The organism is Chryseobacterium vietnamense, from assembly GCF_031454475.1.
GTDB lineage: Bacteria > Bacteroidota > Bacteroidia > Flavobacteriales > Weeksellaceae > Chryseobacterium > Chryseobacterium vietnamense.
Genome location: NZ_JAVDQX010000003.1, coordinates 20,055 through 38,725, shown reverse-complemented (window position 1 = coordinate 38,725; position 18,671 = coordinate 20,055). Strand labels below are relative to the sequence as shown.

General features: G+C 36.6%; 21 protein-coding genes. 19 read left to right on the top strand and 2 right to left on the bottom strand.

The window, feature by feature from the left end; translation table 11 throughout:
- Positions 1-20 precede the first annotated feature (20 nt).
- The 3 genes from J2786_RS14230 to dinD all read left to right on the top strand — a co-directional run bounded on the left by J2786_RS14230 (position 21) and on the right by dinD (position 3,880).
- Complete coding sequence (locus J2786_RS14230) at positions 21-1,040, top strand: hypothetical protein (RefSeq protein WP_047426436.1); 1,020 nt, start codon at positions 21-23, stop codon at positions 1,038-1,040.
- Between the two features lie 123 nt (positions 1,041-1,163).
- A complete protein-coding gene (lepA, locus tag J2786_RS14225) occupies positions 1,164-2,960 on the top strand; it encodes a translation elongation factor 4 (RefSeq protein WP_047426434.1) in 1,797 nt (598 codons plus the stop codon).
- Positions 2,961-3,037: 77 nt separating this feature from the next.
- Positions 3,038-3,880: a DNA damage-inducible protein D gene (gene dinD / locus J2786_RS14220; RefSeq protein ID WP_047426432.1), complete on the top strand. Its 843-nt coding sequence runs from the start codon at positions 3,038-3,040 to the stop codon at positions 3,878-3,880.
- Between the two features lie 41 nt (positions 3,881-3,921).
- Here dinD and J2786_RS14215 read toward each other — a convergent pair whose 3' ends face one another.
- The gene (locus tag J2786_RS14215; protein ID WP_310025662.1) at positions 3,922-4,566 is read right to left on the bottom strand and encodes a DUF1579 domain-containing protein; all 645 of its coding nucleotides are present in this window, start codon (positions 4,564-4,566) and stop codon (positions 3,922-3,924) included.
- A gap of 122 nt (positions 4,567-4,688) precedes the next feature.
- Here J2786_RS14215 and J2786_RS14210 point away from each other — a divergent pair, with 122 nt between their 5' ends.
- The 16 genes from J2786_RS14210 to J2786_RS14135 all read left to right on the top strand — a co-directional run bounded on the left by J2786_RS14210 (position 4,689) and on the right by J2786_RS14135 (position 17,591).
- Positions 4,689-5,384, top strand: a complete 696-nt coding sequence (locus tag J2786_RS14210; protein WP_047426428.1) for an NUDIX hydrolase — start codon at positions 4,689-4,691, stop codon at positions 5,382-5,384.
- Between the two features lie 402 nt (positions 5,385-5,786).
- Complete coding sequence (gene ybiA, locus J2786_RS14205) at positions 5,787-6,329, top strand: riboflavin biosynthesis intermediates N-glycosidase (protein ID WP_047426426.1); 543 nt, start codon at positions 5,787-5,789, stop codon at positions 6,327-6,329.
- 159 nt (positions 6,330-6,488) lie between these two features.
- Positions 6,489-6,824 (top strand): hypothetical protein, encoded by a 336-nt coding sequence (locus tag J2786_RS14200; RefSeq protein ID WP_047426424.1) that lies wholly within the window; start codon positions 6,489-6,491, stop codon positions 6,822-6,824.
- A gap of 2 nt (positions 6,825-6,826) precedes the next feature.
- On the top strand, positions 6,827-7,681 hold the full coding sequence (locus J2786_RS14195; protein ID WP_047426422.1) for a hypothetical protein: 855 nt from the start codon (positions 6,827-6,829) through the stop codon (positions 7,679-7,681).
- Positions 7,682-7,741: 60 nt separating this feature from the next.
- Positions 7,742-8,812: an adenylosuccinate synthetase gene (locus tag J2786_RS14190; protein ID WP_047426421.1), complete on the top strand. Its 1,071-nt coding sequence runs from the start codon at positions 7,742-7,744 to the stop codon at positions 8,810-8,812.
- A gap of 73 nt (positions 8,813-8,885) precedes the next feature.
- Positions 8,886-9,269: a macro domain-containing protein gene (locus J2786_RS14185; RefSeq protein WP_310025656.1), complete on the top strand. Its 384-nt coding sequence runs from the start codon at positions 8,886-8,888 to the stop codon at positions 9,267-9,269.
- A gap of 100 nt (positions 9,270-9,369) precedes the next feature.
- Complete coding sequence (locus J2786_RS14180; protein WP_047427785.1) at positions 9,370-9,963, top strand: DUF4291 domain-containing protein; 594 nt, start codon at positions 9,370-9,372, stop codon at positions 9,961-9,963.
- A gap of 18 nt (positions 9,964-9,981) precedes the next feature.
- Positions 9,982-10,410, top strand: a complete 429-nt coding sequence (locus J2786_RS14175; protein WP_047426419.1) for a hypothetical protein — start codon at positions 9,982-9,984, stop codon at positions 10,408-10,410.
- On the top strand, positions 10,400-11,215 hold the full coding sequence (locus J2786_RS14170; RefSeq protein ID WP_047426416.1) for a TIGR02452 family protein: 816 nt from the start codon (positions 10,400-10,402) through the stop codon (positions 11,213-11,215). Before J2786_RS14175 ends, J2786_RS14170 begins: the two co-directional genes overlap by 11 nt.
- Positions 11,212-11,718 carry an O-acetyl-ADP-ribose deacetylase gene (locus J2786_RS14165; RefSeq protein WP_047426414.1) on the top strand — a complete coding sequence of 169 codons (507 nt, stop codon included), beginning with the start codon at positions 11,212-11,214 and terminating at the stop codon, positions 11,716-11,718. Before J2786_RS14170 ends, J2786_RS14165 begins: the two co-directional genes overlap by 4 nt.
- Before the next feature lie 4 nt (positions 11,719-11,722).
- Positions 11,723-12,409, top strand: a complete 687-nt coding sequence (locus J2786_RS14160; protein ID WP_047426412.1) for an SIR2 family NAD-dependent protein deacylase — start codon at positions 11,723-11,725, stop codon at positions 12,407-12,409.
- Positions 12,409-13,377 (top strand): ADP-ribosylglycohydrolase family protein, encoded by a 969-nt coding sequence (locus J2786_RS14155; protein WP_047426410.1) that lies wholly within the window; start codon positions 12,409-12,411, stop codon positions 13,375-13,377. Before J2786_RS14160 ends, J2786_RS14155 begins: the two co-directional genes overlap by 1 nt.
- Positions 13,374-14,456, top strand: a complete 1,083-nt coding sequence (locus tag J2786_RS14150) for a hypothetical protein (protein WP_310025651.1) — start codon at positions 13,374-13,376, stop codon at positions 14,454-14,456. Before J2786_RS14155 ends, J2786_RS14150 begins: the two co-directional genes overlap by 4 nt.
- Entirely contained in the window at positions 14,453-14,995 is a 543-nt protein-coding gene (locus J2786_RS14145; RefSeq protein ID WP_047426407.1) for an RNA 2'-phosphotransferase, read from the top strand. The genes J2786_RS14150 and J2786_RS14145 overlap by 4 nt, the downstream gene beginning before the upstream one ends.
- The gene (locus tag J2786_RS14140; protein ID WP_047426405.1) at positions 14,996-15,724 is read left to right on the top strand and encodes a metallophosphoesterase family protein; all 729 of its coding nucleotides are present in this window, start codon (positions 14,996-14,998) and stop codon (positions 15,722-15,724) included.
- 142 nt (positions 15,725-15,866) lie between these two features.
- A complete protein-coding gene (locus J2786_RS14135) occupies positions 15,867-17,591 on the top strand; it encodes a M14 family metallopeptidase (protein WP_047426404.1) in 1,725 nt (574 codons plus the stop codon).
- Between the two features lie 57 nt (positions 17,592-17,648).
- Here J2786_RS14135 and J2786_RS14130 read toward each other — a convergent pair whose 3' ends face one another.
- Entirely contained in the window at positions 17,649-18,530 is an 882-nt protein-coding gene (locus J2786_RS14130; RefSeq protein ID WP_047426402.1) for a cupin-like domain-containing protein, read from the bottom strand.
- Between the last annotated feature and the right edge of the window lie 141 nt (positions 18,531-18,671).

The following is an 18,671-nucleotide window of genomic DNA, read 5'->3' as shown; positions in this document are numbered from 1 at the left end:
TTTTACCACAAACTTTATCTATGAAAAAAGCACTTTTCTTTTTATTATTTTCGATAGTATTATTCGGTCAGAAAACAGAAACCATTGATCTTTCAAAATCTATTAAAGACAGCAAAAACTCTGTCAAAAGTCTTACAGTGATAGATCAAAGGGGCAATCAGGAAATCGGAATGGTGATGTACCATAAGGATGAGGTAAAAGTTATTTTCGAAAATAATGCCAGCAAAGACATACAGGATTGGTTTTATAAATACAATCAGATAAGGGGAAATAATGAGATGGTTTTTTTGCTTGAAAATTTGAATGTTTCAGAAGACAAAAAGGAAAAGTACTCTATCGGAAAGCTTGAATTAAAGGCAAGTACATTTATTAAGAAAGAAGACGGATATCATTTTATTGATAGAATAGATACTGTAGCAACAGTCTCATCACGAACCACTCCTTATCTGGCACAAAGCCTGGCAAGAAAAGTAACTTTAATTCTTACTGATCTTTTTAAAGAATCCTATAAAGCAACACCTTGGGAACTTAGTATTTCAGAAAATGATTTTCCTGATTATACCTCTGTATTGAAAGAAAAACTTGGTATTCTAAAAGCAGAAGAATTAAAAGAAGGAGTTTATAAAGACTATTATAGCTTTTTTACTCACAATCCTGAGCCCGGATTTACTTTGCAGACTAATGATAAAGGAATCGTTACAAAGGCAGTAAAAGGAGAAGAAAAAACGGCAATAAGGCATTTTTATGGTTTTGTGTATAAAGGCATTGCCTACAAAAATATCCCAGTGGGTTACACTGAGATTTTCAAAGATGACAAAGGTGTTTTTATTGAGGTAACAAGAGCAGAATTATTTCCTGAAACGGCAACAACGGGGGTTACAATTGGCGCAGCTGCAGGAGGCCTGATTGGTGGCGTTATTGGTGCAGTGATAGATGTCAGTTTATCAGGTAAAAAAAAGAATACTGTAGGACCTAAAGTTTATCTTGATCCTTTTACCGGAAATTATGTGTTACCGGAAAACTTTGGCAAAACAAAATAATATTTGAAAAGGGAGAAAGTTTGCCTCTCTTCTTATTGTTATCTGTGTTTCAGTTAAAAGAAAGAATTAAGAATGAAAAATTCTCCTGCATTTTCTTATCTTTGCAAACTACAAGATTCTTAAATGAAAAACATACGAAATTTTTGCATAATCGCTCATATCGACCATGGTAAAAGTACCCTGGCAGACCGTCTATTGGAGTACACCAATACCGTTACCCAAAGAGAACTACAGTCTCAGACGCTTGATGATATGGATTTGGAGAAAGAACGTGGGATTACGATCAAATCGCACGCGATCCAGATGGATTATGAGTATAAAGGAGAAAAATATATTTTAAACCTTATTGATACCCCGGGACACGTTGACTTCTCTTATGAAGTTTCCCGTTCCATTGCTGCCTGTGAAGGAGCACTTCTTATCGTAGATGCCGCCCAGAGTATTCAGGCACAGACCATCAGTAACCTTTATTTAGCATTGGAAAATGATTTAACAATTATTCCGATTCTGAATAAAATTGACCTTCCGTCTGCAAATCCTGAGGAAGTAACCGATGAGATCATGAACCTTATCGGGTGCGAATATGAAGATGTATTGAGAGTTTCCGGAAAAACAGGAGAAGGAGTTCACCATCTTTTAGAACAGATTGTTGAAAGAATTCCTGCACCGGTAGGAAACCCGGACGGCCCACTACAAGCTTTGATCTTTGACTCTGTTTACAACCCGTTCAGAGGTATTGAAGCTTATTTTAAAGTAGTGAACGGAAGTATCAGTAAAAATGAAAAAATCAAATTCTTCGCTACAGGAAAAGAATATGGAGCTGATGAGGTAGGTACCTTAAAACTGAAGCAGGTCCCAAAGAAAACAATCCATTGCGGAGATGTAGGATATCTGGTTTCAGGGATTAAAGATGCCCGTGAAGTAAAAGTAGGTGATACCATCACTTCTTTTGAGAAGCCTGCTGATGCACCAATTGATGGATTTGAGGAAGTAAAACCAATGGTATTTGCCGGGATTTATCCTATTGATTCTGAGGATTTTGAAGAATTAAGATTCTCTCTTGAAAAATTAAGACTGAATGATGCTTCTCTGGTTTTTGAACCGGAAAGTTCTGCTGCTCTTGGTTTTGGTTTCCGTTGCGGATTCTTGGGAATGCTTCACATGGAAATTGTTCAGGAACGTCTTGACAGAGAGTTCAATATGAACGTGATCACCACGGTACCGAACGTATCTTATTTTGGATATACTAAAAAAGAACCGGAAGTTCCGATTCTGATCAACAACCCGTCTGAAATGATGGATCCTTCGACGATGGACAGAGTAGAAGAACCTTTCATCAAGGCTTCAATCATTACAAAATCCGATTTCGTAGGAGCAGTAATGACTTTATGTATCGAAAAGAGAGGAGAAATCGTTAACCAGAGCTATCTGACATCAGAAAGAGTAGAGCTAATTTTCAATATGCCGCTTGCTGAAGTTGTATTCGACTTCTATGACAGATTAAAATCTATCTCTAAAGGATACGCTTCATTCGACTATCATCCAATAGGATTCAGAGCTTCTAAGCTTGTAAAAATGGATATCCTGATCAATGGTGATATGGTAGATGCCTTATCTTCATTGATTCACGATTCTAATGCTTATTACATCGGTAAAAGGATGTGTGAAAAGCTTCGTGAGCTGATTCCTAGACAACAGTTTGATATCGCTGTTCAGGCTGCATTAGGGACGAAAGTAATTGCAAGAGAAACGATTAAAGCCTTAAGAAAAGACGTTACCGCAAAATGTTACGGTGGGGATATCTCCAGAAAGCGTAAGCTATTGGAAAAACAGAAAGAAGGTAAGAAGAAAATGAAGCAGATTGGTAGAGTAGAAGTACCACAATCAGCATTCATGGCTGTATTAAAGTTAAATGATTAATTGTTAATCTATTATAAATTGAAACCGCTTCATCAGAAGCGGTTTTTTTTTGTACATTTATAAAAACACATTATTAAATGAAATCAGAAGAAATAAAAGATTTATTCTATAAATTTGAAGAAGCCGCATCTGAACTAGAGGGAATAGAATGCTGGAGTGCAAGAGATTTACAAATACTATTGGGATATAGTAAGTGGGAAAACTTTGAAAAAGTAATTATAAAAGCAAAAGATGCTTGCAAAAACGTTGGAGAGTTAATTGAGTATCATTTTCCTGATGTCAGGAAAACGATACAAATGCCTAAAGGAGCAGAGAAAGAAATAGATGATATCTTGCTAACAAGATATGGCTGTTACTTAATCGCACAAAACGGGGATAGTAGAAAACAGGAAATATCTTTTGCACAAAACTATTTTGCTGTTCAAACTAGAAGAGCTGAATTGGTGGAACAGAGACTGTTAGAATATGAAAGAATCAAAGCTCGCGAAAAATTAAGTCAGACTGAGAAACAACTTTCAGGAATTTTATATGAAAGAGGAGTTGATAGCCAAGGATTTGCTGTTATAAGAAGTAAAGGAGATCAGGCACTTTTCCGCTTAAATACACAAATGTTAAAGAAAAAAATGGGAGTTCCTGAAAGCAGACCTGTAGCAGACTTTTTACCTACAATTAGTATTAAAGCTAAAGATCTTGCCGCTGAAATGACAGGTTTAAATGTTCAAAATAAAAATTTAAAAGGACAAGTAAATATAGAGGAAGAACATATAGATAATAATTTTGCGGTTAGAGATATGCTGACAAACAGAGGAATAATCCCGGAGGATTTACCTCCAGCAGAGGATGTCAAAAAGTTACAAAGGAAATTAGATGGTGATGAGAAGAAAGTTTTAAAACAGACTAAAAAACCGTTTAAGAAATAATTTATAAAAAAACGCTTCATTAGAAGCGTTTTTTTATGGATTTATTTTTTACGGGTATATTTTATTTCCATTGTTTTGTATTCTTTTCCCGTCTTAGAATCAGGACCGTACATTTCCAGTTTTTGAGTGTTGTCATCTATAAAGGTGAATACTTCTCTGAAATCACAATCCTTTCCAGGCCTTGAAGGATCTGTCATTTTTCCTTTGAATTCAACTGACTTGGTGGAAGGATTCCAGTCACCTTCTGAATGCATGATTCCGGTTCCCATATTGTCTATCCATGTACTGACAAACTTCTTCTTTGCGTTGTCATATCCTACGATGCTCATCCCTTCAAAAGGCATTCCCATAAAGTCGCCTTTGTGATTAGTAATCTGGTAACGTCCGCCAAACATCATTTTATTGGTAGCCTCGGATTTACTCATCATAGGTTTGGCTCCGTTTTCCATCCACATTGTCGTTTCTCCTGTCCAGGTTCCGTCAGATTTTGCAAGCATTTTCTGCATTTCTCCCGGAGTGGAATACGCCGTCCAGGCTTTCATAGCTGTTGCTGAATCCACAGGTTTCCATTCAGAATTTGCAACCGTGGAATCTGCTTTATCGGTGCCATTGGCTGCAGTTGTTTTTCCTTTCTCACAAGCAATTAATAAAAATGCTGCAGAAAGAATTGTTAATAAATTTTTCATAATAATTTAGTTTTAAGATGGTTAGAATGATAAATTAAAGATAAGAACTTTTATAATAACTAATTTTTTTTTTAATACAGGCATAAATTGTAACTTTGTGTATTCATAACGCAAATCAATTTATGGAGTCTCCAAAAAAACTACAGGATATTAAAGTGGCTGTTGATGCCGTTATCTTCGGATATTTTGATAAAAGAGATCTGCAGATCCTCCTGATTAAAAGAAATATTGAGCCTTTTAAAGGTGGCTGGGCACTGCCGGGAGGACTGGTTCTCGATGATGAAAGCGTAGATGATGCGGTAAAAAGAGAACTTTACGAGGAAGCCGGCATAAAGCCCGATTTTTTAGAACAACTCTATACTTTTGGTAATCTCGGTCGTGATCCGAGAAACAGAGTGATTTCTGTCGCTTATTTAGGACTTGTTAACCCTTCCTATCATGAACTGTTTGCAGACTCTGATGCCGAAGATGCACAATGGTTCAGTATTAATAAACTTCCTTCAGTGGCATTTGATCACAAAACCATTATCGAGACTGCGTTAAAAAGACTTCGTACCAAAATTCAGTATCAGCCGATCGGTTTCAATCTTCTCAATGAAGAATTCCCTTTTTCAGACCTTGAAAACCTGTATAAAACCATTGTCGGCCAGGAGATAGACAGAAGAAATTTCCGTAAAAAAATCATGAGCTATGGCTTGCTTAACGAAACCAACAATGTTAAAAAAGAAGGCAGTGGCAGGCCAGGAAAACTTTTTACTTTCAATAAAGAAAAATATAAAGAGCTGGAAGAACAAGGTTTTTATTTTGAAATTAAATAGTTATATCTAAACACAAATTTCACGAATAATGTGTCACTAATGTGCACAAATAATTAGAGCACAATTCTTGGTTCTAATAAATATCTATAAAGATTCGTTCAATAAAGAATGCTTGTATCAAAGGTCCTATTATTGACCTTATAAATGTGTTCGTGGACCTTGAGTTGGTGTTTAGAATGACATTGTCGTTGTATTCATTTTTGTAATCGAATTCCATTAGCTTTAGCTGAAACCTATCAGATTTGTGTCATTTATGATTAAAATTTGTTCTATTCGTGTTTTATAAAAATAAATTTTTATCTCTGTAAATCAATTAATTATATTTATTAGTGTAAAATTAACGCAAATAAATTTGGTTAATAAAATCATATTCATTTAAATTTGTGTCAAAATAACGCAATCATGAAATACACCATACAGAATATTACAGAAAGATTTCAAAAGAAAGAAAGGATAAAATTTCTCTTTTTCTGGGGGCACACAGCAAAGGATATTGTAACCAAATCATGTTTCAGTCAATGGTTTCCCGGAAAATTTGAAGAAAACGGGATCATATATAAAACGGCAGAACATTATATGATGGCCGGAAAAGCACGATTATTTAATGATCTTGAAACCGAAGAAGAGATCTTAAAGGCTGCTACTCCTAACCAGGCAAAAGCTTTAGGACGAAAAGTAAAAAACTTTGATCCTAAACTTTGGGATGAACATAAATATGAATTGGTAACCCAGGGAAACCTTTTAAAATTCTCTCAAAATCAGAAATTTAAAGAATTTCTTTTGTCAACCGGAGATAAAATACTGGTAGAAGCAAGCCCTTATGACAGAATCTGGGGTATCGGAATGCTGGAAACGGACAGCAGAGCAGAAAATCCTTTATTATGGAACGGAGAAAACCTTTTAGGATTTGCTTTGATGGAAGTAAGAGATCAATTAAGAAATTAAAGCACCTCTGAGACACAAAGACAAGTCCCTGATTAGCGGACAGAAATAGGTATTGAGAACGGATGTAATGTATACTGAGAAATAAGTTAATCATAAAAAAGAATGGCATTGCTATGTCCTGTTTAATTAGCGTAATATCTACACAAATAAATATTGATCATGGAAGATCATTTAAAACCCAGATTTATCGAATCATTACAAAGAAATAATGATCAGATCAGAGAAGACCGTGCAAGAATCATCGGAGCCGATTCCGAACTGATTTACAGACGCAGAGTCGAAGATATCGAATTAAAACTCAAAAGACTTGAGCGCGAGCAGGAAGGGCTTATTGATATCAGTCCTTTAGATAGAAACAGCCTGACTTTTGCGGATTTTAATCCTGAAGCATTTGTTCAGAAAGACATGGAATTATCATTAACAATCAGAAATCTGAATATTCAGCTCGAAGTAACCCAAAAGAGATTTGAATATTTATTTGGAAAAACACTGTAGTCATGGGAAGTACAAGATACGATTTAGACGCTCGGTATGACAGAGCAAGAAAAGCAGGTTATGGAACAAAATCTGCAGGGGAAATTTTCATCCAGAACGCCAAAAGAATGGCTCATGAATCTATGAATCCTCAAGGAATTTCTTTCAGAGAATCCAGAGATTCAGAAGTTCATCCTCATTCAGTTCCAATTATTTTAGGATTGGATGTTACAGGAAGTATGGGACATATTCCGCACGAACTGATCAGAGATGGATTGCCTAAACTGATGGGAGGAATTATCCAGGGAGGCGTCCCCGATCCGGCCTTATTATTCCTTGGAATCGGAGATCATGAATGTGATGGCTATCCGCTTCAGGTGGGACAGTTCGAATCAGGAGATGAAGAACTGGATATGTGGCTTACACGAACTTATATTGAGTCCGGAGGTGGTGGGAATGCAGGTGAAAGCTATCTTTTAGCATGGTATTTTGCCGCCTTCCACACCAGAACCGATGCTTTTGAAAAAAGAGGGCAAAAAGGATTACTGTTTACTGTAGGCGATGAGCCTTGTTTAAAAACACTTCCCGCATCCGCAATCAGAGAAATTATGGGAAAGGGACAGCAAACCTATACTCATTTTGAATTGCTGGAAGAAGCAAAGAAAAAATACGAAGTATACCATATCAGTGTTTTGCACTCAGATCAGGCATTGAGAGCAGACAGAGGATGGAAAGAATTATTAGGACAAAACTGTATCTCGATAGAAGATCACAGAGAAATTCCCAACGTTATCAAAAGAATTATCTGTGATAAGTTTAAAAATCAAACCTTTGGGACAACAGGAACAGAAGGATTGGATCAGTTTAAAATGCTTTAGAAATCTATAAGTGTCATCAGAAAGAATGACAATGACAGGAATCTCAAAAAATAAAAAGTCATGAAAAAGGCGCAAATAGTAATAGGACTTGGTTTTGGTGATGAAGGAAAAGGAATTACCACAGATTTTCTGGCTTCTCAGAATCCGGAGGCTGTTGTGATCAGATTTTCAGGTGGACAGCAGGCTGCCCACACGGTGATGATTGATGAAAGGAAGCACGTACATTCAAGTTTTGCGAGTGGAGCTCTTCGCGGTCTGCCTTCTTATTTTACTGAGCATTGTACTATTCATCCTGTTTTTCTGCTTAATGAAAGAGAAGAATTAAAAGCAAAGAACGGAAATGTAGAGCTGCATATTCATCCACTGGCGAAGGTTACCACGCCTTTTGATGTATGGCAGAACAGGAATAATGCGAGAAATCTGGAACATGGAACCTGTGGAAAAGGAATTGGAGCCACCATGAAAAGACACGAAAGTCCTTATAAACTATTTGCTGCAGACCTGATGGCGCCCAGAGAAATGCTGATAGAAAAGCTGAAAGGAATTGCTTATTACTATGGTTTTGGAGATGAAAATGTGGTCAGTGAACTTTTACAGCCGTTTTTAGAAGCTATTGATAGAATTGATTGGAAAATAAATGATTATAACTACCTGGCTTCGTTTGATCACCTTATTTTTGAAGGAAGTCAGGGAGTTTTACTTGATATGGATCATGGCGTTTTTCCCAATGTGACCTATGCGCATACCACTTCAAAAAATGCCTGCGAAATCTGTAAGCTTTTAAAAATTGAAGATATTGAGATGTATTATGTCACCAGAAGCTATTCAACCCGTCATGGAAACGGCTGGATGAGCAATGAAAAAGCAATGGATCTGAAAAATAATGAAGAAGAAACCTGTACATTTAATGAATATCAGAAGGAACTCAGAACAGGAGATATAGATTATAAACTGCTTAACTATGCCTTGAAAGTGGACGGAGCTTATGTATTTCCGGCTAAAAAGAATCTTATTATCACCTGCCTGGATCAGATTGACGTGAAATTTAAAGTAGAAATTCTTGATGTGGAATTTGATGCTGTATATGGATCGTATTCTCCTTATTCAAAAGATTTTAAGCGGAATCTTTAAATCCTGTACTTAAAAATGTTAATTTTATTTGGAGTGGAGACGATGATTTGATGATGAATAAAAGTAAATAACCATGAAAGCAATACAATATTTGAAAGGGGATGCTACAGCTCCGCAGGCCAAAGGAATAAAAATCATCGCTCATATCTGCAATGATATCGGAGGCTGGGGAAAAGGTTTTGTACTGGCTGTTTCCAAAAGATGGGAAACACCGGAAAAAGAATACAGAAACTGGCACCGCTTCAGAAATAAAAACAATTTTGCGTTAGGAGAAATTCAATTGGTTCAGGTTGAAAAATACATTTATGTAGCCAATATAATCGGGCAAAAAGGAATAAAAACCGGAAGTAATGGAGTTCCTGTTCGATATGATGCTATTGAAAAAGCTTTGGAAAGACTTTCCAATGAAGCTTTGCAGCTTAATGCAAGTATTCATATGCCGAGAATCGGATGTTAATTAGCAGGAGGAAAATGGGAAGAGATAGAACCTATTATTGAAAGAGCTCTGCTTACAAAGGATGTGGCGGCGTATGTATATGATTTTGAATAAATTAACAATGAAAGAATTTGAAATAAGAGCAGACTATAAAACTGATACGCTGATAGTATACCAGGCTTATAATAAAGCAATCGCAAAATCAGCCACAGAGAATCAGAAATTTACAGCTCCTTTTTCATTCAACAGAATGACCTGGATAAAGCCTTCTTTTCTCTGGATGATGGAACGCAGCAACTATGGGCAGAAATCCAATCAGGAATGTACCCTGGCCATTCATATTAAAAGAGAAGCATGGGAGAAGGCCTTAGGTAAAGCGATTCTTACTTCACCTGAAAAAAGAGTATATCCCGATCCCCGAAATTGGGAGACAGATTTTGAAAATGCCGAAATATATGTGCAGTGGGATCCTGAAAGGAATATTAAAGGAACAAAACTGAATTACCGTTCCATTCAGGTTGGAATCAGCCGATCCCTGATTGAGGAGTTCAATGAAGAGTGGATTGTAAAAATAGAGGATTATTCTCCTTTGGTTAAGAAGATTCTGAATTTTACCAAATCGGGAGAATTTGACAAGGCAAAGAAACTGCTGCCTGTAGAAAAAAACTATCCTCTTTCAAAAGAACTGGCTCAGAGAATTGGAGCTTCAGTGTAATAAAAAAAACAAAACATCATGAAAACAACAACATTATACAGACCGGTAGGAGAAAAAGAAATGATATTGATTATGGAGAGCGGATTTAAAAAATTTCCTCCAAGACTGGAATGGCAGCCCATTTTTTATCCTGTTCTTAATGAAGAATATGCTTCAGAGATTGCTGAAAAATGGAATACCAGAGATGAAGCCGGAAATTATCTTGGTTTTGTAACCCGGTTTGAGGTGTTGGAAGAAGTAGCGGATCAATATCCTGCACAGAATGTTGGAGCCAGAAATCACAATGAATTATGGGTTCCTTCCGAAGAGCTGAACAGTTTTAATGAGGCGATTGTAGGATATATCAAGGTAACGAAAGTATTTATAGGAGGTGATTTTAAGAAAGCTGGAAATACTGAGTTGGAAGACTTGATGTTAAACATAAAAAAAACTAACAATGACAAATAAAGGAATGGCAAAAGATACTTTAGATATCCTTGCCAAAAAATATTATATCAACGAACATAACGAGAAAATAAATATAGAAAACGAGCTGAAAATCAGTAAAAAAGAAACCGCTCTTTTCACTCCGGAACAACTTTCAGAAATGACAGAATCTTCAATTCTGGAAACTACTTTTGAAACACAGTTTGAAACAAGAAACTGCAGTTCTTTAAAAGCAATTTTAGAATTGGCTGAAGAAGAAAATCAGGAGAAGATGATGTGTCTGAATTTCGCTTCAGCAAAAAATCCCGGTGGTGGATTTATCAACGGTGCTGAAGCACAGGAAGAAAGCCTGGCAAGAACTTCCGGGTTGTATGAAAGTCTGCTTCAGGCCTGGGATTATTACACCATTCACCGCGCGATGGAATCATGCTTTTATACCGACACAATGATTTACAGCCCGAAAGTTCCGGTGTTCCGGAAAGACAAAGGAGAATTGCTGGATAAACCGATTCTCTGTAATTTCATTACTTCTCCGGCAGTCAATGCTGGGGTGGTAAAACGTCAGGAACCGGAAAGAGTACATGAAATTGTACCTGCAATGGATATCAGAATGGATAAAATGCTTTCACTGGCATTACATGAGGGAAATGACGTGTTAATCCTGGGAGCGTGGGGATGTGGAGTATTTAAAAATGATCCAAAAGAAATTGCAGGATTATTTAAAAAGCATCTTCAGGGGAAATATAAAAATAAATTTAAAAGAGTGGTTTTTGCAGTGCTTACGAAAAAAGAAGAAATGCTGAAACCGTTTGAAGAAATACAATGAAAATTGAACTAATAAAAGGAGACATCACAAAGATCCAGGCAGATGCTATTATCAATGCTGCCAACTCATCTTTACTTGGTGGAGGTGGAGTTGATGGAGCCATTCATCGTGCAGGAGGTTCTGAGATATTGGAAGAATGCAGAGCAATTAGAAACAGACAGGGAAAGTGCAATACTGGTGAAGCTGTCGTAACTACTGCTGGAAATCTTCCGGCAAAGTATGTTATTCATACGGTAGGCCCGGTTTGGAATGGTCATGTTGAGAAAGAATCAAAACTTCTTGCAGACTGTTATCGTAATTCTTTGAAATTAGCGGAAAGTCTTGGTGTGAAGACGATTACTTTTCCGAATATCAGTACAGGAGTTTATAGATTTCCAAAAGAACTGGCAGGAAAAATTGCTGTAGATGAGGTAAGAAATTTTAAGTCAGATATCATTGAGAAAGTTATATTTGTTTGTTTTGATGATGAAAATGAAATGATTTACCAAAAACTTTTAGATTAAACCCATGAAAAAACTAACCATATTAACCGGCGCTGGAATCAGTGCCGAAAGCGGAATAAAAACCTTCAGAGACGGAGACGGTCTTTGGGAAAATCATAATGTAACGGATGTGGCAAGTCCGGAAGGATGGAGAAAAGACAGAGCTTTGGTGCTGGAATTTTACAACCAGAGAAGGCGCCAGCTGCATGAAGTACAGCCCAACGAGGCGCATCACTTATTGGCAGAACTGGAAAAATATTTTGATGTTCAGATCATTACCCAGAATATTGACGATCTTCACGAAAGAGCTGGATCTACCAATATCCTTCATATTCACGGAGAACTGTTCAAATCATGCTCATGCAATAATAAAAACCTGATTTATGACCAAAAAGAGGACATCAATATCGGTGACAAAGCAGAAGATGGGGCGCAATTAAGACCTTTTATCGTTTGGTTTGGAGAAGATGTTCCTCTGTATCAAACGGCACGGGAAATTGTGAAAGAGGCAGATATTCTATTGGTAATCGGAACTTCGTTGCAGGTATATCCGGCAGCAGGACTGATTCATGATATCAAAGACGACTGTCTTTTAATTGTAATTAATCCTAATGAAACTGGGTTTGGCTATGGACAAAGAGCCGTAGTAATGAAAGAAACTGCAACTCAGGGAATGAAATTATTATTTGATAAACTGGTGAATCTTGCCTGATGAAAAATAAAGTAAAAGCAGGAATCATGGGCGTTTGCATAGGAGATGCCCTTGGTGTTCCTGTAGAATTTAGAAGTAGAGAACAACTTAAGCGTTCGCCTGTTACTAAAATGCGTGCTTTAGGAACTCATCATCAGTCTGCAGGAACATGGAGTGATGACGGGTCTTTGACATTATGTCTTGCAGATAGTTTGTGTAACGGGTATAACCTCGAAAATATGGCTCTGAAGTTTTTGCAATGGTACAATGCAGAAATTTGGACCCCTCATGGAAAGGTTTTTGATATAGGTATTGCAACTTCACAAGCAATTTATAGAATAGGAAAAGGTGTTTCTCCTACTTTGTGCGGTGGCAATTCGGAATTCGATAATGGAAATGGCTCTTTAATGCGAATCATGCCATTATTATTTTACATCAAAGATTTTCCTATTGAGAAGCGCTTTGATATTATAAAAGAAGTTTCTTCTATTACACATGGACATATCCGTGCAATTTTGGCCTGTTTTATTTATTTGGAATTTGCTTTAGAAATTCTAAAAGGAAAAGATAAATGGGAAGCATATAGGATAATGCAGAAAACAGTTCGGGAATTTTTGGATTGTAATCCTATTTGTTCACAAAATGAAATGGATAAATTTCATCGGATTTTAGAATTAAAAATAGGAGAATATGATTTGGCTTCTTTGCATACATTGCAGGAGGAGGAAATAAGTTCTTCTGGCTATGTCCTCCACAGCCTGGAAGCTTCTCTATGGTGTTTTCTCAACTCAGAAAGCTATTCTGAAGCCGTTCTAAAAGCGGTTAATCTCGGAGAAGATACAGATACCACAGGAGCTATCACCGGAGGAATTGCCGGAATTTATTATGGATATGAAAATATTCCTGAAGAATGGATTGCTGAGTTGGTGCGAAAGGATGATATTGAAGCATTGTGTGAGAAACTCGCTAAAAAAACTGGACAACATTGATCAAACTGTATACATTTATTTCAGAACAAGAACTGTTGGAAATTGAGAAGGGAAAGTTTAAAAAATTTCTGGCCTGCTTTCCACTGCATTTTAATATTAAAAAGATCCCGGAAAGTGCCGGAAAACATTTGCAATTTCTTGTACAGTTTGAAACAGAGAAGGAAAAAATATCTCATCTTACGGCATCTGATGAGGAACAATTAGTGATTGAAAATACTGAGGATCTGGATAAGATGAATTCTTTGATTGAAGATAAGATTAAGATCATTGGAATTGCAGGAAAGAACTTGAATATCAGCCAGGAGAGTGTAAGAATATTGGAGAAAGAAAAAAGGTTCTTTGAATTCAGACTAAAGACATATCTGCATACCAACAACAGAGAAATTATTCCTTATGATTATTTTGAAAAGCAGATTGATTATGAAAATGGTACATCCGAATCAACTGAAGAAGAAATTTCAATCCAGTACTATGATGAAAAGCGATCAAAAATAAATACAGTTGAAGAAGGCGTTGGTTTTTTAATAAATGAAGAACTGAATGAAGATAATATCAATGAAATCAGGAATCAATCACTCGCTTTAAAGTTTGATGAGCTGGGAGGGCTTTTCGGCTTAGGAATGTATCTTCGGAACATATTTATTTATCCGAATAAAAATGAAAATTTCCTACAGCATCTAAAGACTTATGATCCGCAATATTTGGTAAACCGTGGAGAATTTGGAGAAGGAATTATTGAAGATCTGTTATGGAGAAAACTGAACGATAAGCTGATAACGGACGAAAGTAAAAATAAAATTGCTGAATTGAAAAAGGAACAATATGAAGAGGATTCTTTTTGGAATAACTATATAAAAGAGCAATTGCTTTCGTATAGTCTTGACGATGAGGTTATCAGAGTGTATTTAGAATTGGAAGATAAAAAAGATGCCATCGATGAAGATTTTGAACAAAGTTATTATGAGCAGAAAAGAATTCTTGCAGGAATATCCGAAAATGAAAGATCAGTTTATGATCAAATAGCTCAGGATTATTTTACCATTAGAAATCTTATTGAAAAATTAAGACACAAACCATGAACGAAATAGAAAAGAAGAAAATAAGTAAATTTTTAAGCCTGATCTTGCGCCACCAGCCGGAAAGCATAGGGCTGAAGCTGGATGAAAACGGTTGGGCAGATGTGGAAGAGCTGAGAGAAAAGTCAGCCAGGAAAAGAATATATGTTACTCCCGAAGAATTAGATGAGGTAGTAGAAACCAATAATAAAAAGCGTTTTGCTTTTAATGAAGATAAAACGATGATCAGGGCAAGCCAGGGACATTCAATTGATATTGATCTGGCTTTGGAAGCCATACAGCCTCCTGAATTTCTTTATCACGGAACAGCTGAAGCTAATATCAGATCCATTTTGGAAAAAGGAATTGAAAAGAGAACCCGTCAGCATGTGCACTTAAGCGCTGATAAAGAGACGGCTACAAAGGTCGGGATGAGACACGGCAAACCTGTGATTCTTACCATCAGAACCGGAACCATGCATCAGGATGGACTCAATTTCTTTCAGTCTGCGAATGGAGTTTGGCTCACAGATTTTGTAGATGCAAAATATATTTCAAAGTAAATGAACAGAACATTAGTCGTAGGAGACATTCACGGAGGATTTAAAGCCTTACAGCAGGTTCTTGAAAGAGCAGCAGTGACACCCGGCGATGAACTGATCTTCCTGGGAGATTACGTAGATGGATGGAGTGAATCTTCCGAAATTATACAATTCTTAATCGAACTCTCCGAAAAGCAGGAATGTATTTTCATCAAGGGAAACCACGATACATGGTGTGAAGACTGGTTAACATCAGGCAAAAGTCCCGATGTCTGGCTTTTCAACGGAGGAAAAAGTACTGTAGAGAGCTACAAAAAATATCTTCCTGAAGATCTGGATCTTCACCTTGAATTTTTTCAAAGGATGAAAAACTATCATATCGACGATCAGAACCGACTGTTTATTCATGCCGGATATGCTTCCATGCACGGCCCTGAAAGAGAAGAGTATTCCAGTAATTACCGTTGGGACAGAACTCTCTGGGAAACAGCTGTAGCAATGGATAAAAAATTGCAGAGAAACTCAGCGCTTTATCCAAAAAGGCTGCTTTTATATAAAGAAATATTCATCGGACATACGCCAACTCTTGATATTGGAATTACAATTCCGGCGAACAAAGCCAATATCTGGAATATGGATACCGGAGCAGCTTATACCGGAGCCTTATCCATCATGGATATTGATACTAAAGAATTCTGGCAAAGCGATCCGCTTCCCTCCTTATATCCTGAAGAAAACGGCAGAAATTAATACTGTTGAGAACAAACCTAACAGGTTTTTAAAACCTGTTAGGTTTCTCTTTTAAAATAATTTCACCTTTTACAATTTAACTGCCATCACATCCCCGTTTCACAAAAGATGTTTAATTTTAAAGTCTGAAAATATGACTTTAATGAAACTTAAATATCTTTTATTCACCCTTAGTTCTACCTTGGTCCTGGCTCAAAAATCATTTCAGACCCCTTTTGAAAAAGGGAATGGAAACCAAACCGTTACCTACAGTGAAATGAACAGCTATTACGAGGATCTGGCTAAAAATTTCAATACCATTCAATACCTTAAAAAAGGAGAAGATGACAACGGAAAACCTATCTATGTGGTCGTTTATAATCCTTTTCCTGAAAAAGATCTTGAAAAATTAAGAAAAGACAAAGCCCTTATATTTGTGAACAACGGAATTCACCCTGGAGAACCGGATGGAATAGATGCTACCATGATGCTGATGAGAGATCTCGCCATTAAGAAGGTTAAAACACCTCAAAACTTTATTATCGCGGCCATTTCAGCCTATAATGTGAGCGGAATGCTGAACAGAGGATCTTATTCCAGAGCCAATCAAAATGGACCTGAACAGTATGGTTTCAGAGGAAATGCAAGGAACTACGACCTGAACAGGGATTTTATCAAGGCAGATTCCAAAAATGCAAGAAGTTTCCAGGAAATCTATCACTGGCTGAAACCTGATGTTTTTATTGATAATCATGTCAGCAACGGAGCAGATTATCAATATACATTTACCTATATTTCTACCTTTAAAGAACGCCTGGGAAATACCCTTGGAAACTATTTCTACAATGATTATCAGGTGAAAAACCTTGAAGATATGAAGAAATTAGGCTATGAAAGTACGCCTTATGTCAACATTCACGGAGACGTTCCGGAAGTAGGATTTGCCTCCTTTGAAGACTCTCCCAGATACTCTACGGGATACACTTCTCTCTTCAACACCTTAGGTACGGTTCCGGAAACCCATATGCTGAAACCTTACGACAAAAGAGTAGATGCTACCTACAAATATATGCTGGTTAACCTTCAGAATTTAGATAAAGATTATCATAAAATAAAGCAGCTCCGCATTGAAAATTTAAAACAATATCAAGCCGGAAAACAGTACGGAATCCGTTGGAAAATAGACTCCACAAAATTCTCTACGATGGATTTTAAAGGCTACGAAGGAAAATATAAACCCAGTGAAGTTTCAGGAAAACCAAGGCTGTATTATGACAGAAGCAAGCCTTTTACTAAGAATATAAAACTCTTTACAACAGCTGTTCCAACGGGATACATTACCATTCCGAAGTATTATGTCATTCCACAATCGCAGTACCGCGTGATTGAAGAATTGAAAAGAAACAATATTCAGATGAGTCCGATACAGAAAGACAGTACTTTGTCTGTTGAATCTTATAAAATTAAAGATTTTAAAACCGTTAAAAACCCTTATGAAGGACATTACATGCATTTTGAAACAGTGGTTGACACTTCTCAGAAGAATATAACATTTGCTGCCGGAGATTATCTGGTTTCTACCCATCAGCCTGGAGTAAAATATATTATTGAAACGCTTGAACCTGAAGCATTAGATTCATTCTTCAATTGGAATTTCTTTGATGGAATTCTGGCTCAGAAAGAATACTATTCCGCTTATATTTTTGAAGATACAGCTGCTGAACTCCTTAAAAAGGATAAAAAACTTAAAGAAGCATTTGAAGCAGCGAAGGCATCGGATAAAAAATTATCTGAGGATGGAACTGCACAACTGGATTGGATCTACAGACATTCTCCTTATTTTGAGGAAAAAACTTTCAGGCAGTATCCGGTTTATAGGGTGTTGTAAGTTGTTGATACTAAATAATTAAACTAAAAAAGGCGTTTCAATCGAAACGCCTTTTTATTATCTTGGTAAGCCTCTTTTCAAAGCTATTTCTGCTCTTTTAACTGCCATTTTCTCTTTCCAGTCCATGTAGCTCTTTTTGAAATTGGACTTCATAATATCATCAAACTTGCGCTGTACAGTAAGATTCCACAGAGAATGTGCCTTTACTGCCCATGATTTGTCCCATGCTCTTAAAGAAATTGAGAAACTTCCGTCCAGGTATTTCATCCAGTGCCACCATCCGGTAGGCATGAACAATGTATCTCCGTGTTCAAGATAACATTCAATTCCTTCTACACCATCCAGGGCCGGGAATTTTGTGAAATCAGGATTTTCAATATCATAATCTTCCAGTGCATAGGTTGCATAAGGAATCTGATAAAGTCTTTCTCTCCATTTATAATCAAAAAGAAGAATATGCTTTCTTCCATTAAAGTGAGTATGGAAAATATGAGCCATATCAATATCAAAGTGGAGGAACGTTACCGATCCTTTTCCGCCAAAAAACATATTCGGGTACTTATCAAGGAAGCCGCCCATTAATTCTTTGGGAGAAATATAATCTTCTAAAAGTTTCGGGGCATATTTTATCGGGTCGAAGAGAAAAATTCTAAGATCAGTAGGCTCTCGCTGAATAAGATCTATATAATCTCCAAACTTCATTTTTGCTGCTGATGCATTAATGGGAGCAGATGGATCTGCCTTTGAGCTGTCATATAGCGGGACCTCCACATCTCCTACAACTTCCTTCATATATTCCATCGTCCATTTTTGATAAGCAGGCCATTTTTTTGCCATATTCCTGATGACAACGGGCCTTCTTGGCTTCAGATATTTTTCGTAGAATTCTTCTTTTGAAATGTCATCTACAACATCTATAGGCTTTAAAATAATTCCCATTTTATAAATTTTATGTTACAAAATTATTAAATATATATTTATGTAATAGTGTTTAATTTTTTTTTAATCTATGATTCAAATCAGATTTTCCTATTTAGAATCAGTAAGAATATTAATTTCTTTGCTTCCTCGTAAAATTGT